Below are 21,017 nucleotides of genomic sequence, written 5' to 3' on the forward strand. Positions count from 1 at the left end.
CACCACTCTTCGCTGCCAGAGCTCTGGGACGTCACCGACGCGAGCACCCGGGGCCCAGCTCTCGACGAGGCCGTCAACGCCGTCTCGCGTGGCGCCCTCGTCGTGCTCCCGACGGACACCGTCTACGGCATCGGCGCGGACGCGTTCGCCCCGCCCGCCGTCGCCGCCCTGCTCGCGGCCAAGGGTCGCGGGCGTCAGATGCCACCCCCGTCCTCATCCCGGACGTCCGCACGCTCGACGGGCTCGCGACGGACGTGCCGCCGGCCGTCCGTGAGCTCGTGGACCGGTTCTGGCCCGGTGGCCTCACCGTGATCCTCCGCGCTCAGCCGTCCCTCGCGTGGGACCTCGGCGAGACTGCGGGCACCGTCGCGCTGCGCATGCCGGACCATGACGCCGCGCTCGCGCTGCTGCGGCGGACGGGACCGCTGGCGGTGTCGAGTGCGAACCGGACCGGTTCCGCGGCCGCACTCACGGCGCAGGACGCCCGCGACCAGCTCGGTGCGTCCGTCTCGGTGTACCTGGATGCCGGACCTGTGACGGGCGGCGTCGCGTCGACGATCGTGGACGCGACCGGCGACGAGCTGCGCATCGTCCGGCTGGGGGCGATCGGGATCGAGCAGCTCCGCGAGGTCGCTCCGGTCGCCGAACCGGCGCCGCAGGAGCCCGCGGGGTGAAGGTCTACGCGCTCGTCCTCCTCATCGCCGCCTCCGTCACCTACGTGACCACCCCGGTCGCCCGGTGGGCCGCGCTCCGGGTCGGGGCGATCACCGCGGTGCGTTCGCGCGACGTGCACGCCGTGCCGACGCCTCGGCTCGGTGGCGTCGCGATGCTCGCGGGACTCGTGGTCGGGGTCGTGGTCGCGAGCCGGACGCCGTTCCTGGCAGGGGTCTTCGCGGACTCGCACGAGGCGTGGGGCATCCTCGGTGGCGCGACGCTCGTGTGCCTGCTCGGGGTGGCCGACGACATCTGGGACCTCGACTGGGTCACCAAGCTGATCGGCCAGATCCTCGGGGCGCTCCTGATGGCATGGCAGCACGTGCAGCTCACGTCGTTGCCGATCGGCGGGCTGCTCGTCGGGTCGAGCCAGATGTACCTGCTGGTCACGGTCCTGTTCGTGGTCGTGGCCATCAACGCCGTGAACTTCGTCGACGGTCTGGACGGTCTGGCCGCGGGGATGATCGCGATCGGCGGACTGGCGTTCTTCGCCTACACCTACCGGCTCACGATGGCGGCGAGCCAGACCGACTACGCGAACCTCGCGAGCCTCGTCGTCGTCGCGCTCGTCGGCGCGTGCATCGGCTTCCTGCCGCACAACTTCTACCCGGCGCGGATCTTCATGGGCGACTCGGGGTCCATGGTGATCGGGCTGACGATGGCGGCGGCGACGATCGTCGTCACGGGACAGATCGACCCGGCCGTCGTCTCCGAGCGGCAGTCGATCCCGGCCTACCTCCCGATCGTGCTGCCGCTCGCCGTGCTTCTCCTGCCACTGCTCGACATGGCGCTCGCGGTGGTGCGGCGCGTCGGTGCCGGGCACTCACCGTTCCACCCCGACCGCATGCACCTGCACCACCGTCTGCTCGCGCTCGGACACTCGCACCGTCGCGCGGTGATCATCATGTACCTGTGGACCGCGGTGGCGGCGTTCGGTGCGGCCTCGTTGGTCATCCTGTCCACCACCACCGCGCTGATCCTGCTCGGAGGTGGCACCGTCGTCTCCACCCTGCTCACCCTCGGCCCACTCCGTGGCCGGGTGCGGACCCCCGCCGTCCCGAGAGGACACGCGTCATGACGAGTGCCGGCAGCTCCGGCCAGGCCCCGGAGCCGACCCGCGACGACCGACCGTCCACCGCCGCCGACGTGTTCAGGATGGCGCTGCGGAGCATGCTGTGGCTGCTCGTGGTCCTCACGGTGGTGGGTGGTGCCACGGGCTGGGCCACGAGAGGGCTGCCGGGCGTCTGGGGGGCGCTGATCGGCGTCGGGATCACGCTGGTCTTCAGCGGGACCACCGTCGTGGCGATGCTCCGGACGGCGGAGTCGAGCGCGACGACCACCGCGGCGGTCGTGCTGGGCAGCTGGCTCGCCAAGATGCTCGTCGTGATCGTGGTGCTCGCTGTGATCAGGGACCAGGTCTTCTTTGACCACGCTGTGCTCGCTGCTGTCCTGGCCGTCGGGGTGGTCGGATCTGCACTCCTGGACTTCCGGGCGGTCCAGCGTGGACGCGTTCCCTATGTCGAGACCATGAGACGACCCGAATCGACCGACGGTCCAGGTCGGGAAGACGGCCGCAGATAGGTTACGCTTCACCCGATCCATGATGGCCAGGTGCCTCGAAGTCTTCGCGGCGCAGGTCCGAGTTCAGGACTCGCGCAATGTAGCGAATGCTCCAACGGCCCACTCACCCGCAGGAGTCTGCTCTGTTCACCGCTGCGACGACACAGCTTCTCGCCGCCTCTGGTGAGGGTGGCGGGTTCCAGCCGCCGTCGATCTCCGACTTCTTCCCGCCGCCGATCCTCTTCGCCGGGACCCCCTTCGAGTTCAACCGCATCCAGCTCGTACGGCTGATCGTGACCGCCGTGGTCGTCACGGTCTTCGTCGTCGGCGCGCGCCGCGCGAAGCTGGTCCCCGGTCGTGGCCAGAACATGCTCGAGCTCGTCCTGGACTTCGTGCGCGTGAACATCGCCGAGGAGGTCCTCGGTGTCGAGAAGGCCAAGAAGTACGTCCCGCTGCTGACCACGATCTTCGTCGCGATCCTCTCGCTGAACCTCGCCGGTGTGATCCCGGGCCTGAACATCGCGGGGACCTCGGTCATCGGGCTCCCGATCGTCTTCGCCGCCTGGGTCTTCGTGATGTACCTCGGCGCGGGTGTCCGCGCGCACGGTGTCGGGGGCTTCCTCCGGACGAGCCTGTTCCCGCCGGGTGTGCCTCCCTACATGTACGTCCTGCTGACGCCGATCGAGTTCCTCACGGTGTTCGTGATCCGACCGGCGACGCTCGCGATCCGGCTCGTGGCCAACATGATCTCGGGGCACCTCATGCTGGTCCTCGTCGTGTCGGCGACGGAGTTCTTCCTCGTCGAGGCAGGCCCCTCGCTCAAGGCGTACGGCCTGGTGACCTTCGGGGCTGCGCTCGCGCTCACGTTGTTCGAGGCGTTCATCGCGGCCCTGCAGGCGTACATCTTCGTGGTGCTGGCAGCGGTGTACCTGAACCTGTCGATCCAAGAGGAACACTGACCAGAACCTGAGCGGGGCATGCACGGCCCCCGAAGGCCACAAGACGTCGGTCCGGTCGGTCCGACGCACTACGGAAGGAACGAGTCATCGTGGACACCACCACACTTGCCGCGGTCTCCGGCAACGTCGCGACCATCGGTTACGGCCTTGCAGCGATCGGCCCCGGCATCGGCATCGGCATCCTGATCGGCAAGACGATCGAGGGCATCGCGCGTCAGCCCGAGGTTGCCGGACAGCTGCGCACGACGATGTTCATCGGCGTCGGCTTCGTCGAGGTGCTTGCCCTGCTCGGCCTGATCACGGGCTTCCTCTTCACATGATCGCGAGCGTCCTGACAGGCGGTGTCCTCGCCGCCGCGGAGGGCGAGGGGAACATCCTGGTGCCGGCCGGCTCCGAGCTGTTCTGGTCGGTCGTCTTCGTCGTCATCATCGGGCTCGCGTTCTACCGGTACGCGCTCCCGGGCTTCCAGAAGGTCCTGGACGAGCGGACCGCGCGGATCGAGGGCGGCATCGAGAAGGCCGACTCGGTCCAGGCCGAGGCCGACGCGGCGCTCGCCCGCTACACCAAGGAGCTCAACGAGGCACGCGCGGAGGCAGCACACATCCGCGAAGAGGCACGCATCGAGGGCAACGCCATCGTGGCGGACCTCCGTGCGAAGGCCCAGGAAGAGGCGAACCGGATCCTCGAGACGGGGCTGCGGCAGATCGAGGCCGAGCGTCAGCAGGTGATGGTGACGTTGCGGGCCGACGTCGGTGTTCTCGCGACCCAGCTCGCGTCGAAGATCGTCGGTGAGTCGCTCGACGACGAGGTCCGTCAGTCGCGCGTGGTCGACCGCTTCCTCGACGAGCTCGAGGCGAGCACGGCAGTCAGCACCAAGGGGAAGTGATGCGCGGAGCGAGCCAGGCGTCCTTGCAGTCGGTGCAGCACCGGTTCGAGCCGGTGCTGCGGGCCGCGGGCGGGCAGGCGGTCGTCCTCGGTGAGCAGCTGTTCACCGTGGTGGACGCGCTCGACGGTTCGGGCTCGCTGCGGCGCGCACTCACGGACCCGGCGACCGACAGCGAGGCCAAGGCCCACCTGGCCGAGGCGGTCCTCGCCAAGGCAGATCCGCGTGTGTCCTCGGTCGTCGCGGACCTCGCGCGTTCGCGCTGGTCGGCGGAGGCGGACCTCGCGGACGCCGTCGAGGAGCTCGGGTTCTCGGCGGTGCTCGCTGCCGCCGAGTCGGAGGGGGCCCTCCAGGCGGTCGAGGACGAGCTGTTCCGGCTCACCAAGGCGCTGGCGGGTCACCGCGAGCTGCGCCGGTCGCTCGTCGACGTGCGGGCATCGGCGTCGGCGCGAGCCGACCTGGTCGGCGCGCTGGTGGCCGGCAAGGTCCACGAGGCCACGTCGATCATGACGCGTCGTGCGGCCTACGCCCCGCGCGGTCGCTCGTTCGTCGTGACGCTGGTCCACCTGGGCGCGATGGCGGCGCATCGACGCGACAGGGTCGTGGCGTCGGTGACCTCGGCGACAGAGCTGTCGCCGATTCAGCTCGACCGGCTCGGCGCCATCCTGGAGCGCGCCTACGGGCGCACCCTCCAGCTCAACGTGACCGTGGACGCCGATGTGCTCGGCGGACTCAGGATCCAGACGGGCGCCGACGTCGTCGACTCCACGATGCTGGCGCGCCTCGCCGAGGCGCGCCGCGCGATCGCCACATGACGGATCGATCCGTCCGCAGACAGAACGTACGACGGCACCGTCCGGTGCAGTCACGACAGGAGAAGAGCAATGGCTGAGCTGACGATCCGCCCCGACGAGATCAGGGCCGCGCTGGACAGCTTCGTGAAGTCCTACGAGCCGTCCGGCGTCGCGACCGACGAGGTCGGGCGCGTCACCCTGGCAGGCGACGGCATCGCCCAGGTCGAGGGTCTCCCGGGCGCGATGGCGAACGAGCTGCTGCGGTTCGAGGACGGCACGCTCGGTCTCGCGCTCAACCTCGACGTCCGGGAGATCGGCGTCGTGGTGCTCGGTGAGTTCACCGGGATCGAGGAGGGCCAGGAGGTCCGCCGCACGGGCGAGGTCCTGTCGGTCCCGGTCGGCGACGGCTACCTCGGCCGCGTGGTCGACCCGCTGGGTCAGCCGATCGACGGCCTGGGTGACGTGGCGACGGAGGACCGTCGAGCGCTCGAGCTGCAGGCACCGGGAGTCATGGCGCGCAAGAGCGTCCACGAGCCGCTGCAGACCGGCCTCAAGGCGATCGACGCGATGATCCCGATCGGCCGCGGCCAGCGACAGCTGATCATCGGCGACCGCCAGACGGGCAAGACGGCGATCGCGATCGACACGATCATCAACCAGAAGGCGAACTGGGAGACCGGCGACCCGACGAAGCAGGTCCGCTGCATCTACGTCGCGATCGGTCAGAAGGGGTCGACGATCGCCGCGGTGCGCGGAGCCCTCGCCGACGCCGGTGCGCTCGAGTACACGACGATCGTCGCAGCCCCGGCCTCCGACCCGGCCGGCTTCAAGTACCTGGCGCCGTACACCGGGTCGGCCATCGGCCAGCACTGGATGTACTCCGGCAAGCACGTCCTGATCGTCTTCGACGACCTCTCGAAGCAGGCCGAGGCCTACCGTGCGGTCTCGCTTCTGCTGCGTCGGCCGCCGGGCCGCGAGGCCTACCCGGGTGACGTCTTCTACCTGCACTCCCGCCTGCTCGAGCGCTGTGCCAAGCTCTCCGACGCGCTCGGTGCGGGCTCGATGACCGGGCTGCCGGTCATCGAGACCAAGGCGAACGACGTCTCGGCGTACATCCCGACCAACGTCATCTCGATCACCGACGGGCAGATCTTCCTCCAGTCGGACCTCTTCAACGCCGACCAGCGCCCTGCGGTCGACGTCGGCATCTCGGTCTCCCGCGTGGGCGGGTCCGCCCAGGTCAAGGCCATGAAGAAGGTCTCCGGCACGCTGAAGATCGACCTGGCGCAGTACCGCTCCCTCGAGGCGTTCGCGATGTTCGCGTCGGACCTCGACGCGGCGTCGCGCGCCCAGCTCACACGGGGTGCGCGGCTGATGGAGCTCCTCAAGCAGCCGCAGTACTCGCCGTTCCCGGTCGAGGACCAGGTCGCGTCGATCTGGACGGGCACCAAGGGACACCTCGACGACGTCCCGCTCGAGGACGTCCGCCGGTTCGAGATGGAGCTGCTCGACTACCTGCGGCGCCACACCGAGGTGCTGACGACCATCCGGGAGACCGGGAAGCTCGAGGACGAGACCGAGGCGGCGCTCGCCGAGGGCGTCCTGACCTTCCGGGGCACGTTCCTCAAGGGCGACGGCACCCCGCTCGTCGGCCCGGCCGAGGACGAGCCGACGACCGCGGTCGAGCAGGAGCAGATCGTCCGTCAGAAGAAGGTCTGAGCATGGGTGGCCAGCAGCGCGTCTACCGGCAGCGGATCCGGTCGACCCAGTCGCTGAAGAAGATCTTCCGTGCGATGGAGCTGATCGCGGCCTCGCGCATCGGTCGCGCGCGGGCGAACGTCACGGCGGCGACGCCGTACGCCCGCGCGATCACGCGCGCGGTCTCGGCGGTCGCGACCCACGCGGACGTCAACCACCCGCTCACGTCGGACCGCACCGACACGAAGCGCGTGGCGATCCTCGTCATCACGTCCGACCGCGGGATGGCCGGCGCGTACTCGGCCAGCGCGATCCGGGAGGCGGAGAAGCTCGAGGCGAAGTTGACGGCCGAGGGCAAGGAGATCGTCCTCTACGCGGCGGGTCGGCGGGCGGTCTCGTACTTCACCTTCCGTGAGCGCCCGCTCGTCCGGTCGTGGACCGGCAGCTCGGACGCACCGACGGCGGCGATCGCCGAGGAGATCTCGGACACGCTGCTGGCGGCGTTCCTCGCGCCGGCGGACGAGGGCGGCGTCGGCGAGCTGCACGTCGTGTACACGCAGTTCGTCAACATGGTCACGCAGCGGCCGCGGGTGATCCGCATGCTCCCGCTCGAGGTCGTGGAAGGCGTCGTGGAGCCCGGGGCGGAAGCCCTGCCGCTGTACGAGTTCGAGCCGTCGGCGGAGGAGGTCCTCGACACGCTGCTCCCGCGGTACATCCGGACCCGTATCCACAGCTGTCTGCTCGAGGCGGCCGCGTCCGAGCTCGCGGCACGTCAGCGGGCGATGCACACGGCGACCGACAACGCGGAGGACCTGATCCGCATGTACACGCGGCTCGCCAACCAGGCACGCCAGTCCGAGATCACCCAAGAGATCAGCGAGATCGTGTCGGGCGCGGATGCGCTCGCCTCGTCATGACATCCGCCGCCCGTCGGGCGACACACCCACAGCAGCACGCACAGACACACCGGGGAACGCTCCGGTCGAGCGAAGCGAGAGACACATGACTGCCACCGCCACAGAAGCCGGCGTCGAGCACGAGCGCGGGCGCGGCGTGGGCCGCGTCGCGCGGGTCATCGGCCCGGTCGTCGACATCGAGTTCCCGTCCGACGCGATCCCGGAGATGTACAACGCGCTCACGGTCGAGATCGACCTGTCCGCCCAGGGCGAGGGCGAGTCGACGTCGAAGATGACCCTCGAGGTCGCGCAGCACCTCGGCGACTCGATGATCCGGGCGATCGCGCTCAAGCCGACCGACGGTCTGGTCCGAGGCGCCCTCGTCACCGACACCGGCGCCCCGATCAGCGTCCCGGTGGGCGACGTCACCAAGGGGCACGTCTTCAACGTGACCGGCGACGTCCTCAACGCCAAGCCGGGCGAGAAGATCGAGATCACCGAGCGCTGGCCGATCCACCGTCGCCCGCCGGCCTTCGACCAGCTCGAGTCCAAGACCGTCATGTTCGAGACGGGGATCAAGGTCATCGACCTGCTCACGCCCTACGTCGAGGGCGGCAAGATCGGCCTGTTCGGCGGTGCCGGCGTCGGCAAGACGGTCCTCATCCAGGAGATGATCTACCGCGTCGCGAACAACCACAACGGCGTGTCGGTGTTCGCCGGGGTCGGGGAGCGGACCCGTGAGGGCAACGACCTGATCGACGAGATGACCGAGTCGGGGGTCATCAAGCAGACCGCCCTCGTGTTCGGGCAGATGGACGAGCCGCCGGGCACGCGTCTGCGGGTCGCGCTCTCCGCGCTGACGATGGCCGAGTACTTCCGCGACGTCCAGAAGCAGGACGTCCTGCTGTTCATCGACAACATCTTCCGGTTCACCCAGGCGGGCTCCGAGGTCTCGACGCTGCTCGGCCGGATGCCGTCCGCCGTGGGCTACCAGCCGAACCTTGCGGACGAGATGGGCCAGCTCCAGGAGCGCATCACGTCGACGCGTGGGCACTCGATCACGTCCCTGCAGGCGATCTACGTGCCGGCCGACGACTACACCGACCCGGCCCCGGCGACGACCTTCGCCCACCTCGACGCCACGACCGAGCTGTCGCGTGAGATCGCCTCGCGTGGTCTGTACCCGGCCGTCGACCCGCTGACCTCGACGTCGCGCATCCTCGACCCGCGCTACGTGGGCAGCGACCACTACGAGACCGCGGTGCGCGTGAAGCAGATCCTGCAGCGCAACAAGGAGCTCCAGGACATCATCGCGATCCTGGGCGTCGACGAGCTGTCCGAGGAGGACAAGACCGTCGTCGGCCGGGCGCGTCGTATCCAGCAGTTCCTCTCCCAGAACACCTACATGGCCGAGCAGTTCACCGGCGTGCCGGGCTCGACGGTCCCGATCTCGGAGACCATCGAGGCGTTCTCGAAGATCGCCGACGGCGAGTTCGACCACATCACCGAGCAGGCGTTCTTCAACATCGGTGGCCTCGAGGACCTCGAGCGCAACTGGGCGCGGATCCAGAAGGAGTACGGCATCTGAGTGCCGTCGACCTGTCGCTGATCCGTTCACCACGACCAAGGAGGCCGAGTGGCTCACCTCGAAGTTGAGCTCGTCGATGCGGAGGGGCGTGTCTGGTCCGGCCAGGCCGCCATGGTCACTGCGCCCACCGTCGAGGGCGAGATCGGGATCCTGGTCGGTCATGAGCCGTTGCTCGCCGTGCTGCGTGCCGGTGAGGTCCGCATCAAGCCGGCCGAGGGTCCGACGATCCGTGGCACCGTGAACGGGGGGTTCCTCTCGGTCGACTCCGACACCGTGACCGTGGTGGCCGACGAGGCGATCATCGTCTCCGGCGCCGGTACCTCGACGCGCTGAGTCGGGGTCGTCCGTGCCGGAAGCCGCGATCTGGATCTCGTTCGGAGTCCTTGTCGCCGCGCTGGCGGTGGTCGTCGTCCTCGGCCTGACCAGGGTGCACTCGCTCAACAGGCGGGTGGGGTCGTTCGCCTGTGCGGTCCGACCTGTGGTGGTGGGGGGCACTCGCGCGACGCCGGGGCCGGAGGCGCTGGTCTGGTCGCAAGGTGTCGCGCACTACGGGGTCGGACGGCTGGACTGGTGGCGGATCTGGTCGCTGTCGCCGCGACCGGCACTGGTGTGGGACCGTTCTGACCTCGTGGTGCTGGGACGGCGGGGGATGGAGGCGGTGGGTCGGCCCGACCTCTTCGAGGTACGGTGCCGCCACCACGGCGACGAGTTCGAGCTCGCGATGTCTCCTGACGCCTATGCCGGGATGATGTCGTGGTTGGAGTCGGCGCCGCCGCGGTCCGGCGACCGCGTCATCTGACGTCCGTCAGGGTGGGGGCCGTCGGGGCACCGGCGGTGTCGACGAACGAGGAAGAGGACATCCGTTGCGTCTGGTGATCGCGAGCTGCTCTGCCCGGTACACCGGTCGACTCAACGCTCATCTCCCGTTCGCCACGCGGCTGCTGGTGGTCAAGGCCGACGGGAGCGTGCTCCTGCACTCCGACGGCGGCTCGTACAAGCCGCTGAACTGGATGAGCCCGCCGTGCAACCTCCACGTCGTGGAGCCGGACGAGGAGTCCCGCGGTCGCGGCGTCAGCCAGGTGTGGACGGTGCAGCATGCCAAGAGCGACGACCGGCTCGAGATCGAGCTGTACGAGGTCGTGCACGACTCGGCGCACGAGCTGGGTGTCGACCCGGGCCTGGTGAAGGACGGGGTGGAGGCGCACCTCCAGGAGATGCTCGCCGCACAGATCGACCTGCTCGGTGCGGGATCGACACTGGTCCGCAGGGAGTTCCCGACAGCGATCGGTCCGGTCGACATCGTCGCGCGTGACGCCACGGGTACCACGGTCGCGGTGGAGATCAAGCGGCGCGGCGACATCGACGGGGTCGAGCAGCTGACCCGCTACCTCGCGCTCCTCAACCGCGATCCTCACCTGGCACCCGTCCGAGGGGTGTTCGCGGCCCAGGAGATCAAGCCGCAGGCGCGGGTCCTCGCCGAGGATCGTGGCATCAGCTGTCTTGTCCTCGACTACGACGCGATGCGTGGGGTCGACGACGTCGACTCCCGGCTCTTCTAGCGAACCTCGCGCGCGGACGGCGCGTCGGAGGCTCGACGGCCACGCGCAGTCGCGGTATCGTATCGATTCGATCCTGAGTCCTGGCGGTGCGCCGTTCGACTCGGGAGCGCTCCCACGACAACGACGAGGATCCCCCGCATGACGAGCACACGTACCTCCGGCCGGACGTTCCCGGCAGGCTTCCTCTGGGGCTCCGCCACCGCCTCGTACCAGATCGAGGGGGCGGTCGCCGAGGACGGTCGCGGTCCGTCGATCTGGGACACGTTCTCCGCGACACCCGGGAAGGTCCTGAACGGCGACACCGGGGCAGTGGCGGACGACCACTACCACCGCGTGACCGAGGACGTCGCCACCATGAAGGCGCTCGGCCTGCAGGCCTACCGGTTCTCGATCGCCTGGCCGCGGATCCAGCCGACGGGCTCGGGAGCGGTCAACCAGAAGGGGGTGGACTTCTACTCGCGTCTGGTCGACCAGCTGATCGACGCAGGGATCGCACCGGTGGCCACGCTCTACCACTGGGACCTGCCGCAGGCCCTCGAGGACGCCGGCGGCTGGCCGGCCCGCGACACCGCACACCGGTTCGCCGACTACGCGGCCGAGATGGCGCGTGCGCTCGGAGATCGCATCTCGCTGTGGACCACGCTGAACGAGCCGTGGTGCTCGGCGTACCTCGGCTACGCGAGCGGTGTGCACGCACCGGGCCGGACAGATGCGGCGGCCTCTCTCGCCGCGGTGCACCACCTCAACCTCGGGCACGGGCTCGCGGGTTCGGCGATCCGGGCCGAGCTCGGCGAGACGACGCCGGTCTCGATCACGCTGAACCTGCACGTGATGTACCCGGAGGACCCGACGTCCGAGGCCGACCTGGACCAGGTGCGTCGTGCGGACGCCGTCGCGAACCGCGCCTTCCTCAACCCGCTGCTCGACGGCTACTACCCGGACGACCTGCTCGCCGACACCGCCCACCTCACGGACTGGTCGTTCGTGCAGGACGGCGACACGGACGCGATCAGGATCCCGATCGATCTGCTGGGCGTGAACTACTACGCGACGCAGAAGGTCCGTCGTTACGCCGGCGACGGCCCGCGCCAGCAGGCCGACGGTCACAAGGCCTCGGCCGGATCGCCATGGGTCGGTGCCGACGACCTCGAGTTCGTCGAGGTGCCCGGCCCCTACACGGCGATGGGCTGGAACATCGACCCGCAGGGACTGGTCGACCTCCTGGGCTCGCTGCACGCGTCGTACCCGGACCAGCCGCTGGTCATCACCGAGAACGGCGCCGCCTTCGCGGACGAGGTCAGCGCCGACGGTCGTGTCCACGACGCCGATCGCGTCGCCTACCTGCACGATCACATCGATGCCGTCGGTCAGGCGCTCGAGGCGGGCGTCGACGTGCGCGGGTACTTCGTGTGGTCGTTGCTCGACAACTTCGAGTGGGCCTGGGGTTACGACCGCCGGTTCGGGATCGTGCGGGTCGACTACGACACCCTCGAGCGCACGTGGAAGGACTCGGCGTACTGGTACCGCGAGCTCCTGCGGACCGGGAGCGTCCCGCCGGTCGAGATCGCCCCGACCCTGGGGTGAGGCCGCGGGCGGACGGCCGGTAGCCGGCCCGTCCGCCCGTCACCCACGGGGGAGAATGGTCACCGTGCCCAGCAAGCGACCCTCGCGCCGACGTCAGCTCGGACCGCCGCCTCCGCTCGACCTCGACCGAGCTCTCGGGGGCCGCCGCAGCGAGAGCGCGCCGGACGGCGAGTGGACCGTGCAGCGCGTGCGGGGGTCGGACAAGTCGTACACGTGCCCCGGGTGCCGGCAGGTCATCCCCGCCGGCCTGACGCACGTCGTCGCATGGCAGGCAGACGGTCTCCTCGGTCCGGTCGCCGCGCTCGAGGACCGCCGGCACTGGCACCCGGCCTGCTGGGAGGCCCGGGCGCGGCGTCGCTGATCCGTTCGGGCGACGGCGAGGAACGACCGACGGTCTCGGAGCCTCGTTAGGCTCGGACCGTGAGCACCTCTCCCGCCGAGATCCGGTCGATGACGATCCTGCCTGCCCGCCGTACCGACATCGAGCTGCACACGGCAGACGGGCTGACCCTCGTGGGTGAGCTCTCCCTCCCCGCCGAGCGTGCCCCGGTCGCGACGCTCATCACCCTGCACCCGCTGCCGACCCACGGCGGGTACATGGACTCGCACGTCCTCCGGAAGGCGGCGTGGCGACTGCCCGCACTCGCCGACCTCGCGGTTCTCCGGTTCAACACGCGCGGCACGTCGAGCCCGCGAGGCACCAGCGAGGGAGCATTCGACGGCGGCGACGCCGAACGCTTCGACGTGGCCGCGGCGATCGAGTTCGCGGAGTTCCACGACCTGCCGCACCGCTGGCTCGTCGGCTGGTCGTTCGGGACGGAGCTCGCTCTGATGCACGGTCACGACCCGGCCGTCGACGGGGCGATCCTGCTCTCGCCTCCTCTTCGTCGCGCCGGAGAAGAGGACCTGGCGGCGTGGGACACGTTCGGCAGACCGCTCGTTGCCCTGGTCCCCGAGTTCGACGACTACCTGCGTCCGGCCGAGGCCCGTGAGAGGTTCGCGCGCGTGCACCAGGCCGAGGTGATCGGCGTCGACGGAGCCAAGCACCTGTGGGTCGGTGAGGGCGCGGTCCGGCGGGTCCTCGACGAGATCGTCGCGCACGTCGTTCCTGACATCCCCGTCCCGCTGCCCGTGACCTGGGACGGCCCGGTCGCGACGGCGGACGCCGACGACCAGACCCGTTGACCGATCGGAGTCCCGCTGTGATCCCTGACGACCTGCTCGCCGTGCACCGGCTTCGCCCCGACGACCTCGGCAGCGGGGCGGTCCCGCTCGTCCTGCTGCACGGCTTCCCGCTCGACGGCCGCATGTGGGACGAGGTCGCGGCCCTGCTCCCGTCGGGCCGAGAGGTGCTCGCCATCGACCTCCCCGGTCTCGGGGGATCGCCGACGGGCGAGGACGTCGCGTCCGGCGTGCGCGCGGCCGGTGTCGAGGTTCCGCAGTCCCCGTCGCTCGAGGCAGCGGCCGAGGCCGTCTGGCTCACGCTGCAGCGACACGGGACGGAGCGAGCGGTCGTCGCGGGCCTGTCGATGGGTGGGTACGTCGCGATGGCGCTCCTGGAGCGCCACCCGGAGCTCGTCGCGGGTCTGGCCCTGCTCGACACCCGGGCGGAGGCGGACGGCGCGGAGGCCGTCGCCAATCGGCTGAGGATCGCCGACACCGTGATCCGCGAGTCCGACGTCGAGGCCGTGCGGCCGATGGCGACGTCGTTGCTCGGCGAGACCAGCAGGACGACCCGCCACGATCTCGTGGATCGCCTGCGGGCCTGGATCGACGACCAGTCGCCGGACGGCGTGGCGTGGTCCCAACGGGCGATGGCCGCACGGCCGGACCGCACGTCGGTGCTGCGGAGCTTCGCCGGGCCCGCGCTGGTGATCGTCGGTGACGAGGACACGGTGACCCCGGTCGAGACGGCACGGACGCTGCACGAGGACCTCGCGGGATCGGTCCTCGTCGTCGTGCCTCACGCAGGGCACATGACCGCCGTCGAGAGACCGGGATCGGTCGCGGACGCGCTCGCGGATCTCGCAGCGCGCGTCGACAGCAGGGCAGAGCCGTCCGACTGAGAGCGTGCTCGGTCGCCTCGGTCGCCTCGGTCGCCTCGGTCGCCTCGGTCGCCTCGGTCGCCTCGGTCGCCTCGGTCGCCTCGGTCGCCTCGGTCGCCTCGGTCAGTCCGGACGGCGGCTGCGGATGCGGTCGAGCGCCACGGAGAGCTCGATCGACTCGCCGTCACGCCCGCCGGCGCCCAGGACGAGCGGCGGGTCGCTCGGCGTGAGGATCGCGCCGCGGAGCCAGGCCGAGACCGACGGCGGCACCGACAACACGTAGAACTCGCCGTCGGTCCCGACGGCGAGGCTCTCGTTCCGCTTGAGGTACCAGCCGGTGAGCGAGGTGCGGTAGCGGTGGCGTCCATCGGTGCCCTGGGCACGGAGCGGCACCGGCGCCGGGCCGAGCTCGAGCGCCTCCCGGACGAAGTCGGCGAGCAGCGCGCGGGCCCGGCCGGACTCCGCGGCGCGACGTCGCTCGAGAGCGGCGTGGTGCGCGGAGGTCGTGGCCCGGCGGTTCTCCCGCCACGCCGTGCCGTCAGAGCCGGCAGCCAACCCGGACCCCCGCCGTCGTCGGTCGGACGGGCACGTCAGGCCTGCTCGGTCGTCGCCGCTGCATCGGCCGACGGCGCCTCGTCGGTCGGGCTCTCCTGCTCAGGCGCCTGATCCACCTCGGTCGTCTGCTCGTCGCTCGACTCGGTGTCGCCGGGGCCGTCAGCCACGGGTGTGGTCACGGCACCGGTCGGCTGCACGTCGTCGGGCGCGGTCTCGTCGTCGGCACGGTCGGTCTCGGCGTCGAGAGCCTGGGCCTGTGCCGCTGCGGCGGCAGACACCGGGGCAGGGCGACCCTTCGGGCGCGACGGGCTCGACGACGCGGCCGCCCCGACGGGCTGCTGGGGGCGTGCGGCGGCCTTCGGGCTGGTCCGGGCAGGCGCCGGGGCCTTGCTGGCGGCTGCGAACTCCGCCTCGGCCTTCTCGGCGCGTTCCAGGACCGACCGGTTCGGCACCGGGTCGTTGCCGAGGAGGTGTCGCAGCTCGTCGAGGTAGGACGTGATCGACTCGCGCTGGCGGTTGAGGTCCTCGACCTGCCGCTGTGCCGTGGTCCGCTCCCGTTCCGCCTCGGTCATCGACTCGGACAGTGTCTTCTCGGCGTGCTCGCGTGCCTCGGCGACCACCCGGTCGGCGTTCCGGCGGGCGTTCGAGAGCAGCTCCTTGGCGTGGGCATCGGCGTCGGACCGGATCTTCTCGGCCTGCTCGAGGGCCTTGGCGACGCGCTGCTCGGCCTCGGCGGCGTGCGCCTCGGCGTCGCGCACGAGCCGCTCGGTCTCCACCCGGGCCGTCTCGTGCCGTTCGGCGTCCGCACGTTCAGCCGCCTCGCGCCGGGAGGCGATGTCGACCTCGGCGTCGGCGAGCGCCTGCTGCGCCTGCTGCAGCAGGGCGTCGCTCCGCGCCTTCGCCGACGAGACCGTCTCTGCGGCGGTGCGGTTCGCTTCGGTGAGCTGGCGCTCCACCTCGAGCCGGGTGCTCTCACGGAGCTCGGTGACCTCCCGATCTGCCGTGGCCCGCTGCTCGGAGGTCTCCCGCTCGGCGAGGTCCCTCGCCTCGGAGGTCTCCCGTTCTGTCGTCGCCCGAAGGTGGTCGGTCTCGTGCGCGGCACGCTCGCGCAGCTCGGTCGTCTCACGTTCGGCGGTCGCGCGCAGCTCGGCGACGTACTGCTCCGCCTCCTCGCGAGTGGTCGAGATCTCCTGGTCGAGCTGGGCACGCTGAGCCGCTGCCTCGTCCGCGACCGCGGTGCGCAGCTCGGCGGTCTCGCGATCTGCCGTCGCCCGGACGAACGCGGCGTACTGGTCTGCCTCGGTCCGGAGGGCTGCGGCCTCGGTCATCGCGCGGTGGCGGCTGGCCGCTGCCTCGCGCTCGGCGGTCGCCGTGAGGTTGTCGGCGTACTCCTGTGCCTGGGCCCGCAGAGACGTCGTCTCGGCTGCGACGATCTGACGGGCGTCGGCGACCTCGGCGGCGGCGACCGAGCGGGTCATCGCGGCGTACTTCTCGGCGTCGGACCGCATCGCTGCCAGCTCCGCCTCGACGCGCTGACGCAGGGCCGTGGTGTCGGCGTCGGCGGACTGACGCAGGTCCTGCGCGTAGCGCTCGGCCTCCTCGCGCTGCGCCGAGGTCTCGGCCTCGGTCGTCGCGCGGAGCTCGGCGGCGGCGCGCTCGGTGCTGACGCGGAGCTCGGTGCTCTCGCGCTCGACGGTCGCTCGCAAGGTCCCCAGCTCGCGCTCGAGGCCGGTGCGACGCTCGCTCTCCTCGGTCGTGATGGCGCTCTGGATGCGGGCGGCCTCACGCTCCGCTGAGCTCACCAGCTCCTCGGCACGGCGCTCGGCAGACATCAGCGTGCTCTCTGCCTCGGACGCGGCCGAGCTGCGCACCTCTTCGGCCTCACGCCGAGCGGTGGCCAAGAGCTCGGCGACCTCGTTCTCCGCCCGTGCGCGCAGCTGTCCGGCCGCGAGCTTGGCCCGCGCGAGAGCGTCGGAGGCCTGTGCGTTGGCCTGCGCGACCACGTCGGACGACTGCTCCTCTGCGGAGCGGAGCAGCTGTTCGATCCGGGAGCCGAGCCCGGAGTAGGTCGGCCGTTCGGCCTCGCGGAGCTGGCGGTGCGCCTCGGAGAGCTCACCGGACACCTGCAGGGTCTTCGCGTCGAGCTGTTCGACCTGCGTGCGGGCGTCGGCGAGCGCCTTCTCGAGCGCCTCGAGCCTGGCGTCGACCTGCGTACGGTCGTAGCCACGCATGACGACAGGGAACAGCGAGCGGTCTTCGGGCACAACAACCTCCTGGACGCCGCCTGGCGTCGAACGCATCAATGCCGTCGGGCGTCACGACCTGCCGACCGGCGAGTTGTCCGCAGCCCAGGATATAGGGCGCCGGGAAGCGGTGCGGAGCGATCGTCTGGCTGCCGCAGCTCACCCGCTCGCCTATCCTTGATCGTCCCCTCAGAGAAGGATCGTGTGTGCGACAACGACTGACCGTCCTCGTCCTGGGCGTCCTGGGAGCGGTGCTGATCGCGCTCGGAATCGCCTCGGCGACGGTCTGGCGCGCCGACGACGTCCTGGTCGCGAGGGCCACGGCGGAGGCCGGCACGACGCTCCTGGTGACCGATCCTGGCGTCCTCTCCCTCGCCGGTCATCCGGTGACGGTGACGGCGAGCGCCCCGGGCACGGTCGTGGTCGCGATCGGTCGCGACACGGACGTCAACGGCTGGGTCGGGTCGGACCGCGTCACGCACGTGACCGGGCTGTCGAGCTGGCACACGCTCGCCACCGCATCGGCTGCACCGACGTCCGTGGCACCGACGGCGAGCGGACCGGCGACCTCGTCCGGCAGCTCCCCGACAGCGTCCTCGACGGCGAGCGCGCCCGCCGCCGATGCGTCGGCGCCGACGGCGAGCGCGTCGGCACCGGCAGCCGGCACTGCGGGGACGACCGCGCCCGGGCCCGCGCCGGATCCGGCGGGCTCGGACATGTGGATCGCCCAGGCGACGGGTGCCGGTCACGCGACGCTCACCTGGCCGACCGAGCAAGGGCGATGGATGCTCCTCGTCGCGTCGACCGGCGCGGATGCCGCCCCGCCGACGGTTCAGCTGGCCTGGCCGCAGACCGTGCGCACGCCGTGGCTGGTGCCGGGCGTCGTCGCTGGCTCGCTCCTGGTCGTCGTTGCGCTGTGGTTGTTCCTGCGTGGGCTGATGCGGTCGCGTGGCGGGCTGGCGGTCACCTGGAACGCGATCGAGACCGGCGAGCTCGTCACGGTCGGTGCGTCGGGCTCGGGTGACGGTGGCCGCGGTCGTGGCACCGACGCGCCCGCGGATGCGCCGCCGGCCGGTGGCGACGAGGCAGGTGCGCCACTCACTCGTCGACAGCTGCGTGAGCGCGAGCGGACGGCGCCGGTGCCGATCGTCGTGCCGAAGCTCTCGTTGAGGAGGCGCGGACCCGACGACCAGACCGACGAGCCCGTGACCGAGATCGTTGCCGGGACCGCAGCAGGAGCAGGGGTGCCGACGCCGGCCGAGCCCGCCACGGCCGCACCACGCTCGTGGGATCCGATCGCAGAGACCCCGGCGGCCGACCGTCCTGGCGCTGTGGGCTCGCCCGGTGCGAGCGGCGGCGCGCGGTCCGGTGCCGTCGACGGAAGCCCCGTGGAGCCCGCGCCGGGTGTGGCGGGCGCCTCCGCCAACGACCCCGACCGGCAGGACGGCGAGGCTCATGTCGATCATCCGGTGAGCCGCCGGTGGCGGCGGGAGCGACGCGCGGTGCCGCCGCAGGAACCCGACGTGGCGGCGGGGACACCCGTCACGCATCAGACCCCGGACGTCGAGCCCGCTGAGCGGCCGGCTGCCGATGCCGCTGGTCCGGTTGCGGAGGCACCGGCCGTGCCGGAGAACCCGTCGGCCGGTGCTCGCGCCGACGCCTGGCGACGGGCCTGGGGCTTCCCGGGCATCGAGGGGACCGGTTCCCAGCGTGACGCGGCTCCGGGTGCGACGACGGACGACACGGGGAACGGGGGACAACAGTGAGCTCGTCACGTGGTGCGGTGCACGTCCTGTCCGCCGCTCGTGCTCGTGCGGGGAGGCGGATCGCTCGACTGCGAGCCCCCGCGCTGGCCCTCGCGGTCGCGCTGACCGTCGTCGGGTGCGCACCGAACCTCCCGGCCGCACGGCCGGACCCGGTCCCCGCGGTCCCGCCGCCGGTCCTGTCGGTGGCGCAGTCGACCGCTGTGCTCAACTCGATCAAGACGGTGCTCGCGGCGGGGGACGCCAACCTCTCGGACGTCGCTCTCGGTTCACGACTGTCCGGCCCCGCTCTCGCGATCCGTTCGGCGGAGTACAAACTGGATCTCGGGACCGGGGGCGTGCGCGTGCCGACGATGCTCCCGATGACCGCGCAGGCGCTCATCACGCCGCAGACGACGACGTGGCCGCGGAACGATCTCGTGGTCACGGTGCAGCCGGACAACCTCCAGAGCCCGCGCCTCCTGGTCCTTCGTCAGGACAGTCCACGCGCGCAGTACAAGCTGTGGGGGTGGGCGCGCCTGCTCGCCGGGGTGAAGATGCCGCGGACGGCAGACCCAGCGATCGGGAGCCCGCCACTGGCGCCGGACGCGCCGGGCCTGGTCGCGGCCCCTCAGGACGTCGTCGCCCACTACGTCGACGTCCTGACGAACGGGACGGCATCGGCGTACGCCGACGAGTTCGAGCCCGACGAGTACCGCAACGGGCTAGCGAGCTCCTTGGCGCTGCTCCAGCAGGGCCTCGCTCAGGTCGGAACGGTCGCGGACTCGTACGCGGTGGCGCCGGGCGAGCTCGTGTCGATGGGGACCGCGGACGGTGGGGCGCTGGTGGTCGCAGGCATCACGACGCTCACGACCGCGAAGGTCACCGTCGCGGGCGCCAGCTTCACGCTCGGCGCGACCGAGGCTGCACTCGCGGGGACAAGTGCGGTGAAGCAGAGCGAGACGATCACCTGGTCCGACACGGTGGCGTTCTACGTCCCGCCGAGCGGCTCCGGGCAGCGGGTGACGGTGCTCGCCGCCGAGCACCAGCGAGTCTCGGTGGTCGCGCAGTGACCACGCGACGGCTGCCGAGCACCCGACAGCTTCAGGCACGACTCTCATCGACGACAGACTTCGCACCGGAGGATCACCGTGAGCCAACCGTCTGCACCGCGACCGCAGCTTGACGTCCGGGGCGCGATCGATCTCTCAGCGCTCCAGACCCCGCCGGCACCGGCCCCCGGCGAGCCCGGCGGGCTGCCGGCTGCAGGTGGCTACACCGTGGACGTCACGACGGCGTCGTTCGGGGACGCGGTCCAGGCGTCGACGACGTACCCCGTCGTCGTCCTGCTGTGGTCGCGGCGCAGCGCCCCGTCGATCGAGCTGGCACGTGACCTGGGACGCGTGGTCGAGGCCAAGGCCGGTGCGGTCCAGCTGGTCCGGGTCGACGTCGATGCGGAACCCCAGATCGCGGCCGCGTTCCAGGTCCAGGGCGTCCCCGCAGTAGTAGCCCTGCTGGCAGGTCAACCGATCCCGCTGTTCCAGGGCGTGGCGACCGCTGAGCAGCTCGTCGGGCTCATCGGGCAGCTCCTGCAGGCCGCGGCGACCAACGGCATCACCGGTGTCGCGCCTGCGGGGCCGGTGGCAGAGAGCGCACCCGAGGAGGAGGCCGAGCCGCCTCTCCCGCCGTTGCACCAGGCGGCGTACGACGCCATCGAACGGGACGACCTTCCGGCGGCCATCGCGGCGTACGAGCAGGCGCTCCGGGAGAACCCGCGTGACGACCTCGCGCGCGAGGGGTTGGCGCAGGTGCGCCTGATGGACCGGACCCGCGATCTGGACCCGGCCGCGGTGCGTGCACGAGCGGGCGCGTCACCGACGGATCTGACCGCGCAGCTCGAGGCGGCGGACGTCGACGTCCTCGAGGGGCACGTGGAGGAGGCGTTCGTCCGGCTGACGACGCTGGTGGCACGGTCGGCGGCGGCGGACAAAGAGACCCTGCGGATGCGCCTCGTGGAACTCTTCGACGTGGTCGGAGGCTCGGATCCGCGTGTTGTGAGTGCACGACGGGCGCTTGCGAACGCCCTGTACTGAGCCGATCGGGCCGGCGCCGATGCGGATTTGACGGTGCCTGGCCTCGCACGTAGTGTTCTCGATGTCGCCCGGCAGGGAGGAACGGACACCGGAAGCGCTCAGCG

The 21,017-nt window shown here is 71.1% G+C and carries 21 protein-coding genes and 1 pseudogene; 20 read left to right on the forward strand and 2 right to left on the reverse strand.

The annotated features are described in order from the left end of the window. The first annotated feature begins 12 nt into the window (after nt 1-12). The 17 genes and pseudogenes from LJB74_RS15930 (at nt 13) to LJB74_RS16010 (ending at nt 14,301) form a co-directional block, all read left to right on the forward strand. Nucleotides 13-674: pseudogene (locus tag LJB74_RS15930) on the forward strand (L-threonylcarbamoyladenylate synthase). Beyond that, a complete protein-coding gene (locus LJB74_RS15935; RefSeq protein ID WP_259309465.1) occupies nt 671-1,792 on the forward strand; it encodes a glycosyltransferase family 4 protein in 1,122 nt (373 codons plus the stop codon). Before LJB74_RS15930 ends, LJB74_RS15935 begins: the two are co-directional and overlap by 4 nt. Further along, nucleotides 1,789-2,295, forward strand: coding sequence for a hypothetical protein (locus LJB74_RS15940; protein WP_259309466.1), 507 nt, complete (start codon nt 1,789-1,791; stop codon nt 2,293-2,295). Before LJB74_RS15935 ends, LJB74_RS15940 begins: the two co-directional genes overlap by 4 nt. A gap of 86 nt (nt 2,296-2,381) precedes the next feature. Next, nucleotides 2,382-3,233: a F0F1 ATP synthase subunit A gene (gene atpB, locus LJB74_RS15945; RefSeq protein WP_259309467.1), complete on the forward strand. Its 852-nt coding sequence runs from the start codon at nt 2,382-2,384 to the stop codon at nt 3,231-3,233. An 89-nt stretch (nt 3,234-3,322) separates the two neighbouring features. Next, the gene (atpE, locus tag LJB74_RS15950) at nt 3,323-3,553 is read left to right on the forward strand and encodes a F0F1 ATP synthase subunit C (protein WP_259309468.1); all 231 of its coding nucleotides are present in this window, start codon (nt 3,323-3,325) and stop codon (nt 3,551-3,553) included. Continuing rightward, nucleotides 3,550-4,119: a F0F1 ATP synthase subunit B gene (locus LJB74_RS15955; protein WP_259309469.1), complete on the forward strand. Its 570-nt coding sequence runs from the start codon at nt 3,550-3,552 to the stop codon at nt 4,117-4,119. The genes atpE and LJB74_RS15955 overlap by 4 nt, the downstream gene beginning before the upstream one ends. Next, the gene (locus LJB74_RS15960; RefSeq protein ID WP_259309470.1) at nt 4,119-4,931 is read left to right on the forward strand and encodes a F0F1 ATP synthase subunit delta; all 813 of its coding nucleotides are present in this window, start codon (nt 4,119-4,121) and stop codon (nt 4,929-4,931) included. Before LJB74_RS15955 ends, LJB74_RS15960 begins: the two co-directional genes overlap by 1 nt. 69 nt (nt 4,932-5,000) lie before the next feature. Then, the gene (gene atpA, locus LJB74_RS15965) at nt 5,001-6,629 is read left to right on the forward strand and encodes a F0F1 ATP synthase subunit alpha (protein WP_259309471.1); all 1,629 of its coding nucleotides are present in this window, start codon (nt 5,001-5,003) and stop codon (nt 6,627-6,629) included. A gap of 2 nt (nt 6,630-6,631) precedes the next feature. Then, a complete protein-coding gene (locus LJB74_RS15970) occupies nt 6,632-7,525 on the forward strand; it encodes a F0F1 ATP synthase subunit gamma (protein ID WP_259309472.1) in 894 nt (297 codons plus the stop codon). Between the two features lie 85 nt (nt 7,526-7,610). Further along, nucleotides 7,611-9,092, forward strand: a complete 1,482-nt coding sequence (atpD, locus tag LJB74_RS15975) for a F0F1 ATP synthase subunit beta (protein ID WP_259309473.1) — start codon at nt 7,611-7,613, stop codon at nt 9,090-9,092. Nucleotides 9,093-9,140: 48 nt separating this feature from the next. After that, nucleotides 9,141-9,425: a F0F1 ATP synthase subunit epsilon gene (locus LJB74_RS15980; RefSeq protein WP_259309474.1), complete on the forward strand. Its 285-nt coding sequence runs from the start codon at nt 9,141-9,143 to the stop codon at nt 9,423-9,425. Between the two features lie 13 nt (nt 9,426-9,438). Beyond that, the gene (locus LJB74_RS15985) at nt 9,439-9,891 is read left to right on the forward strand and encodes a DUF2550 domain-containing protein (RefSeq protein WP_259309475.1); all 453 of its coding nucleotides are present in this window, start codon (nt 9,439-9,441) and stop codon (nt 9,889-9,891) included. A 64-nt stretch (nt 9,892-9,955) separates the two neighbouring features. Beyond that, complete coding sequence (gene nucS / locus LJB74_RS15990) at nt 9,956-10,651, forward strand: endonuclease NucS (protein ID WP_259309476.1); 696 nt, start codon at nt 9,956-9,958, stop codon at nt 10,649-10,651. 138 nt (nt 10,652-10,789) lie between these two features. Beyond that, nucleotides 10,790-12,235, forward strand: a complete 1,446-nt coding sequence (locus LJB74_RS15995; RefSeq protein WP_259309477.1) for a GH1 family beta-glucosidase — start codon at nt 10,790-10,792, stop codon at nt 12,233-12,235. Between the two features lie 55 nt (nt 12,236-12,290). Next, nucleotides 12,291-12,596, forward strand: coding sequence for a hypothetical protein (locus LJB74_RS16000; protein ID WP_259309478.1), 306 nt, complete (start codon nt 12,291-12,293; stop codon nt 12,594-12,596). An 89-nt stretch (nt 12,597-12,685) separates the two neighbouring features. After that, nucleotides 12,686-13,420, forward strand: coding sequence for an alpha/beta hydrolase (locus tag LJB74_RS16005; protein WP_259310384.1), 735 nt, complete (start codon nt 12,686-12,688; stop codon nt 13,418-13,420). 17 nt (nt 13,421-13,437) lie between these two features. After that, nucleotides 13,438-14,301: an alpha/beta hydrolase gene (locus tag LJB74_RS16010; protein WP_310650860.1), complete on the forward strand. Its 864-nt coding sequence runs from the start codon at nt 13,438-13,440 to the stop codon at nt 14,299-14,301. A gap of 102 nt (nt 14,302-14,403) precedes the next feature. Here the strand turns inward: LJB74_RS16010 and LJB74_RS16015 are convergent, their stop codons facing one another. Continuing rightward, nucleotides 14,404-14,835, reverse strand: coding sequence for a hypothetical protein (locus LJB74_RS16015; RefSeq protein WP_259309479.1), 432 nt, complete (start codon nt 14,833-14,835; stop codon nt 14,404-14,406). 35 nt (nt 14,836-14,870) lie between these two features. Continuing rightward, nucleotides 14,871-17,099, reverse strand: coding sequence for a hypothetical protein (locus LJB74_RS16020; protein ID WP_259309480.1), 2,229 nt, complete (start codon nt 17,097-17,099; stop codon nt 14,871-14,873). Between the two features lie 185 nt (nt 17,100-17,284). Between LJB74_RS16020 and LJB74_RS16025 the strand changes: the two genes are divergently transcribed. From LJB74_RS16025 to LJB74_RS16035, 3 genes are all read left to right on the forward strand, one after another. Next, on the forward strand, nt 17,285-18,844 hold the full coding sequence (locus LJB74_RS16025) for a hypothetical protein (RefSeq protein WP_259309481.1): 1,560 nt from the start codon (nt 17,285-17,287) through the stop codon (nt 18,842-18,844). After that, the gene (locus tag LJB74_RS16030; RefSeq protein ID WP_259309482.1) at nt 18,841-19,893 is read left to right on the forward strand and encodes a hypothetical protein; all 1,053 of its coding nucleotides are present in this window, start codon (nt 18,841-18,843) and stop codon (nt 19,891-19,893) included. Before LJB74_RS16025 ends, LJB74_RS16030 begins: the two co-directional genes overlap by 4 nt. A 78-nt stretch (nt 19,894-19,971) precedes the next feature. Next, a complete protein-coding gene (locus tag LJB74_RS16035; RefSeq protein ID WP_259309483.1) occupies nt 19,972-20,913 on the forward strand; it encodes a tetratricopeptide repeat protein in 942 nt (313 codons plus the stop codon). Nucleotides 20,914-21,017: the final 104 nt, after the last annotated feature.

It is taken from the genome of Cellulomonas sp. P24 (genome assembly GCF_024704385.1).
Classification (GTDB): domain Bacteria; phylum Actinomycetota; class Actinomycetes; order Actinomycetales; family Cellulomonadaceae; genus JAJDFX01.

Bases quoted from the DNA above. Each gene is read 5' to 3' on its own strand.
- LJB74_RS15940 (WP_259309466.1), top strand. From the start codon at position 1,789: ATGACGAGTGCCGGCAGCTCCGGCCAGGCCCCGGAGCCGACCCGCGAC.
- atpD (WP_259309473.1), top strand. From the start codon at position 7,611: ATGACTGCCACCGCCACAGAAGCCGGCGTCGAGCACGAGCGCGGGCGC.
- LJB74_RS15995 (WP_259309477.1), top strand. From the start codon at position 10,790: ATGACGAGCACACGTACCTCCGGCCGGACGTTCCCGGCAGGCTTCCTC.
- LJB74_RS15960 (WP_259309470.1), top strand. From the start codon at position 4,119: ATGCGCGGAGCGAGCCAGGCGTCCTTGCAGTCGGTGCAGCACCGGTTC.
- LJB74_RS15955 (WP_259309469.1), top strand. From the start codon at position 3,550: ATGATCGCGAGCGTCCTGACAGGCGGTGTCCTCGCCGCCGCGGAGGGC.
- LJB74_RS16005 (WP_259310384.1), top strand. From the start codon at position 12,686: ATGACGATCCTGCCTGCCCGCCGTACCGACATCGAGCTGCACACGGCA.
- LJB74_RS15970 (WP_259309472.1), top strand. From the start codon at position 6,632: ATGGGTGGCCAGCAGCGCGTCTACCGGCAGCGGATCCGGTCGACCCAG.
- atpA (WP_259309471.1), top strand. From the start codon at position 5,001: ATGGCTGAGCTGACGATCCGCCCCGACGAGATCAGGGCCGCGCTGGAC.
- LJB74_RS16000 (WP_259309478.1), top strand. From the start codon at position 12,291: ATGGTCACCGTGCCCAGCAAGCGACCCTCGCGCCGACGTCAGCTCGGA.
- atpB (WP_259309467.1), top strand. From the start codon at position 2,382: ATGCTCCAACGGCCCACTCACCCGCAGGAGTCTGCTCTGTTCACCGCT.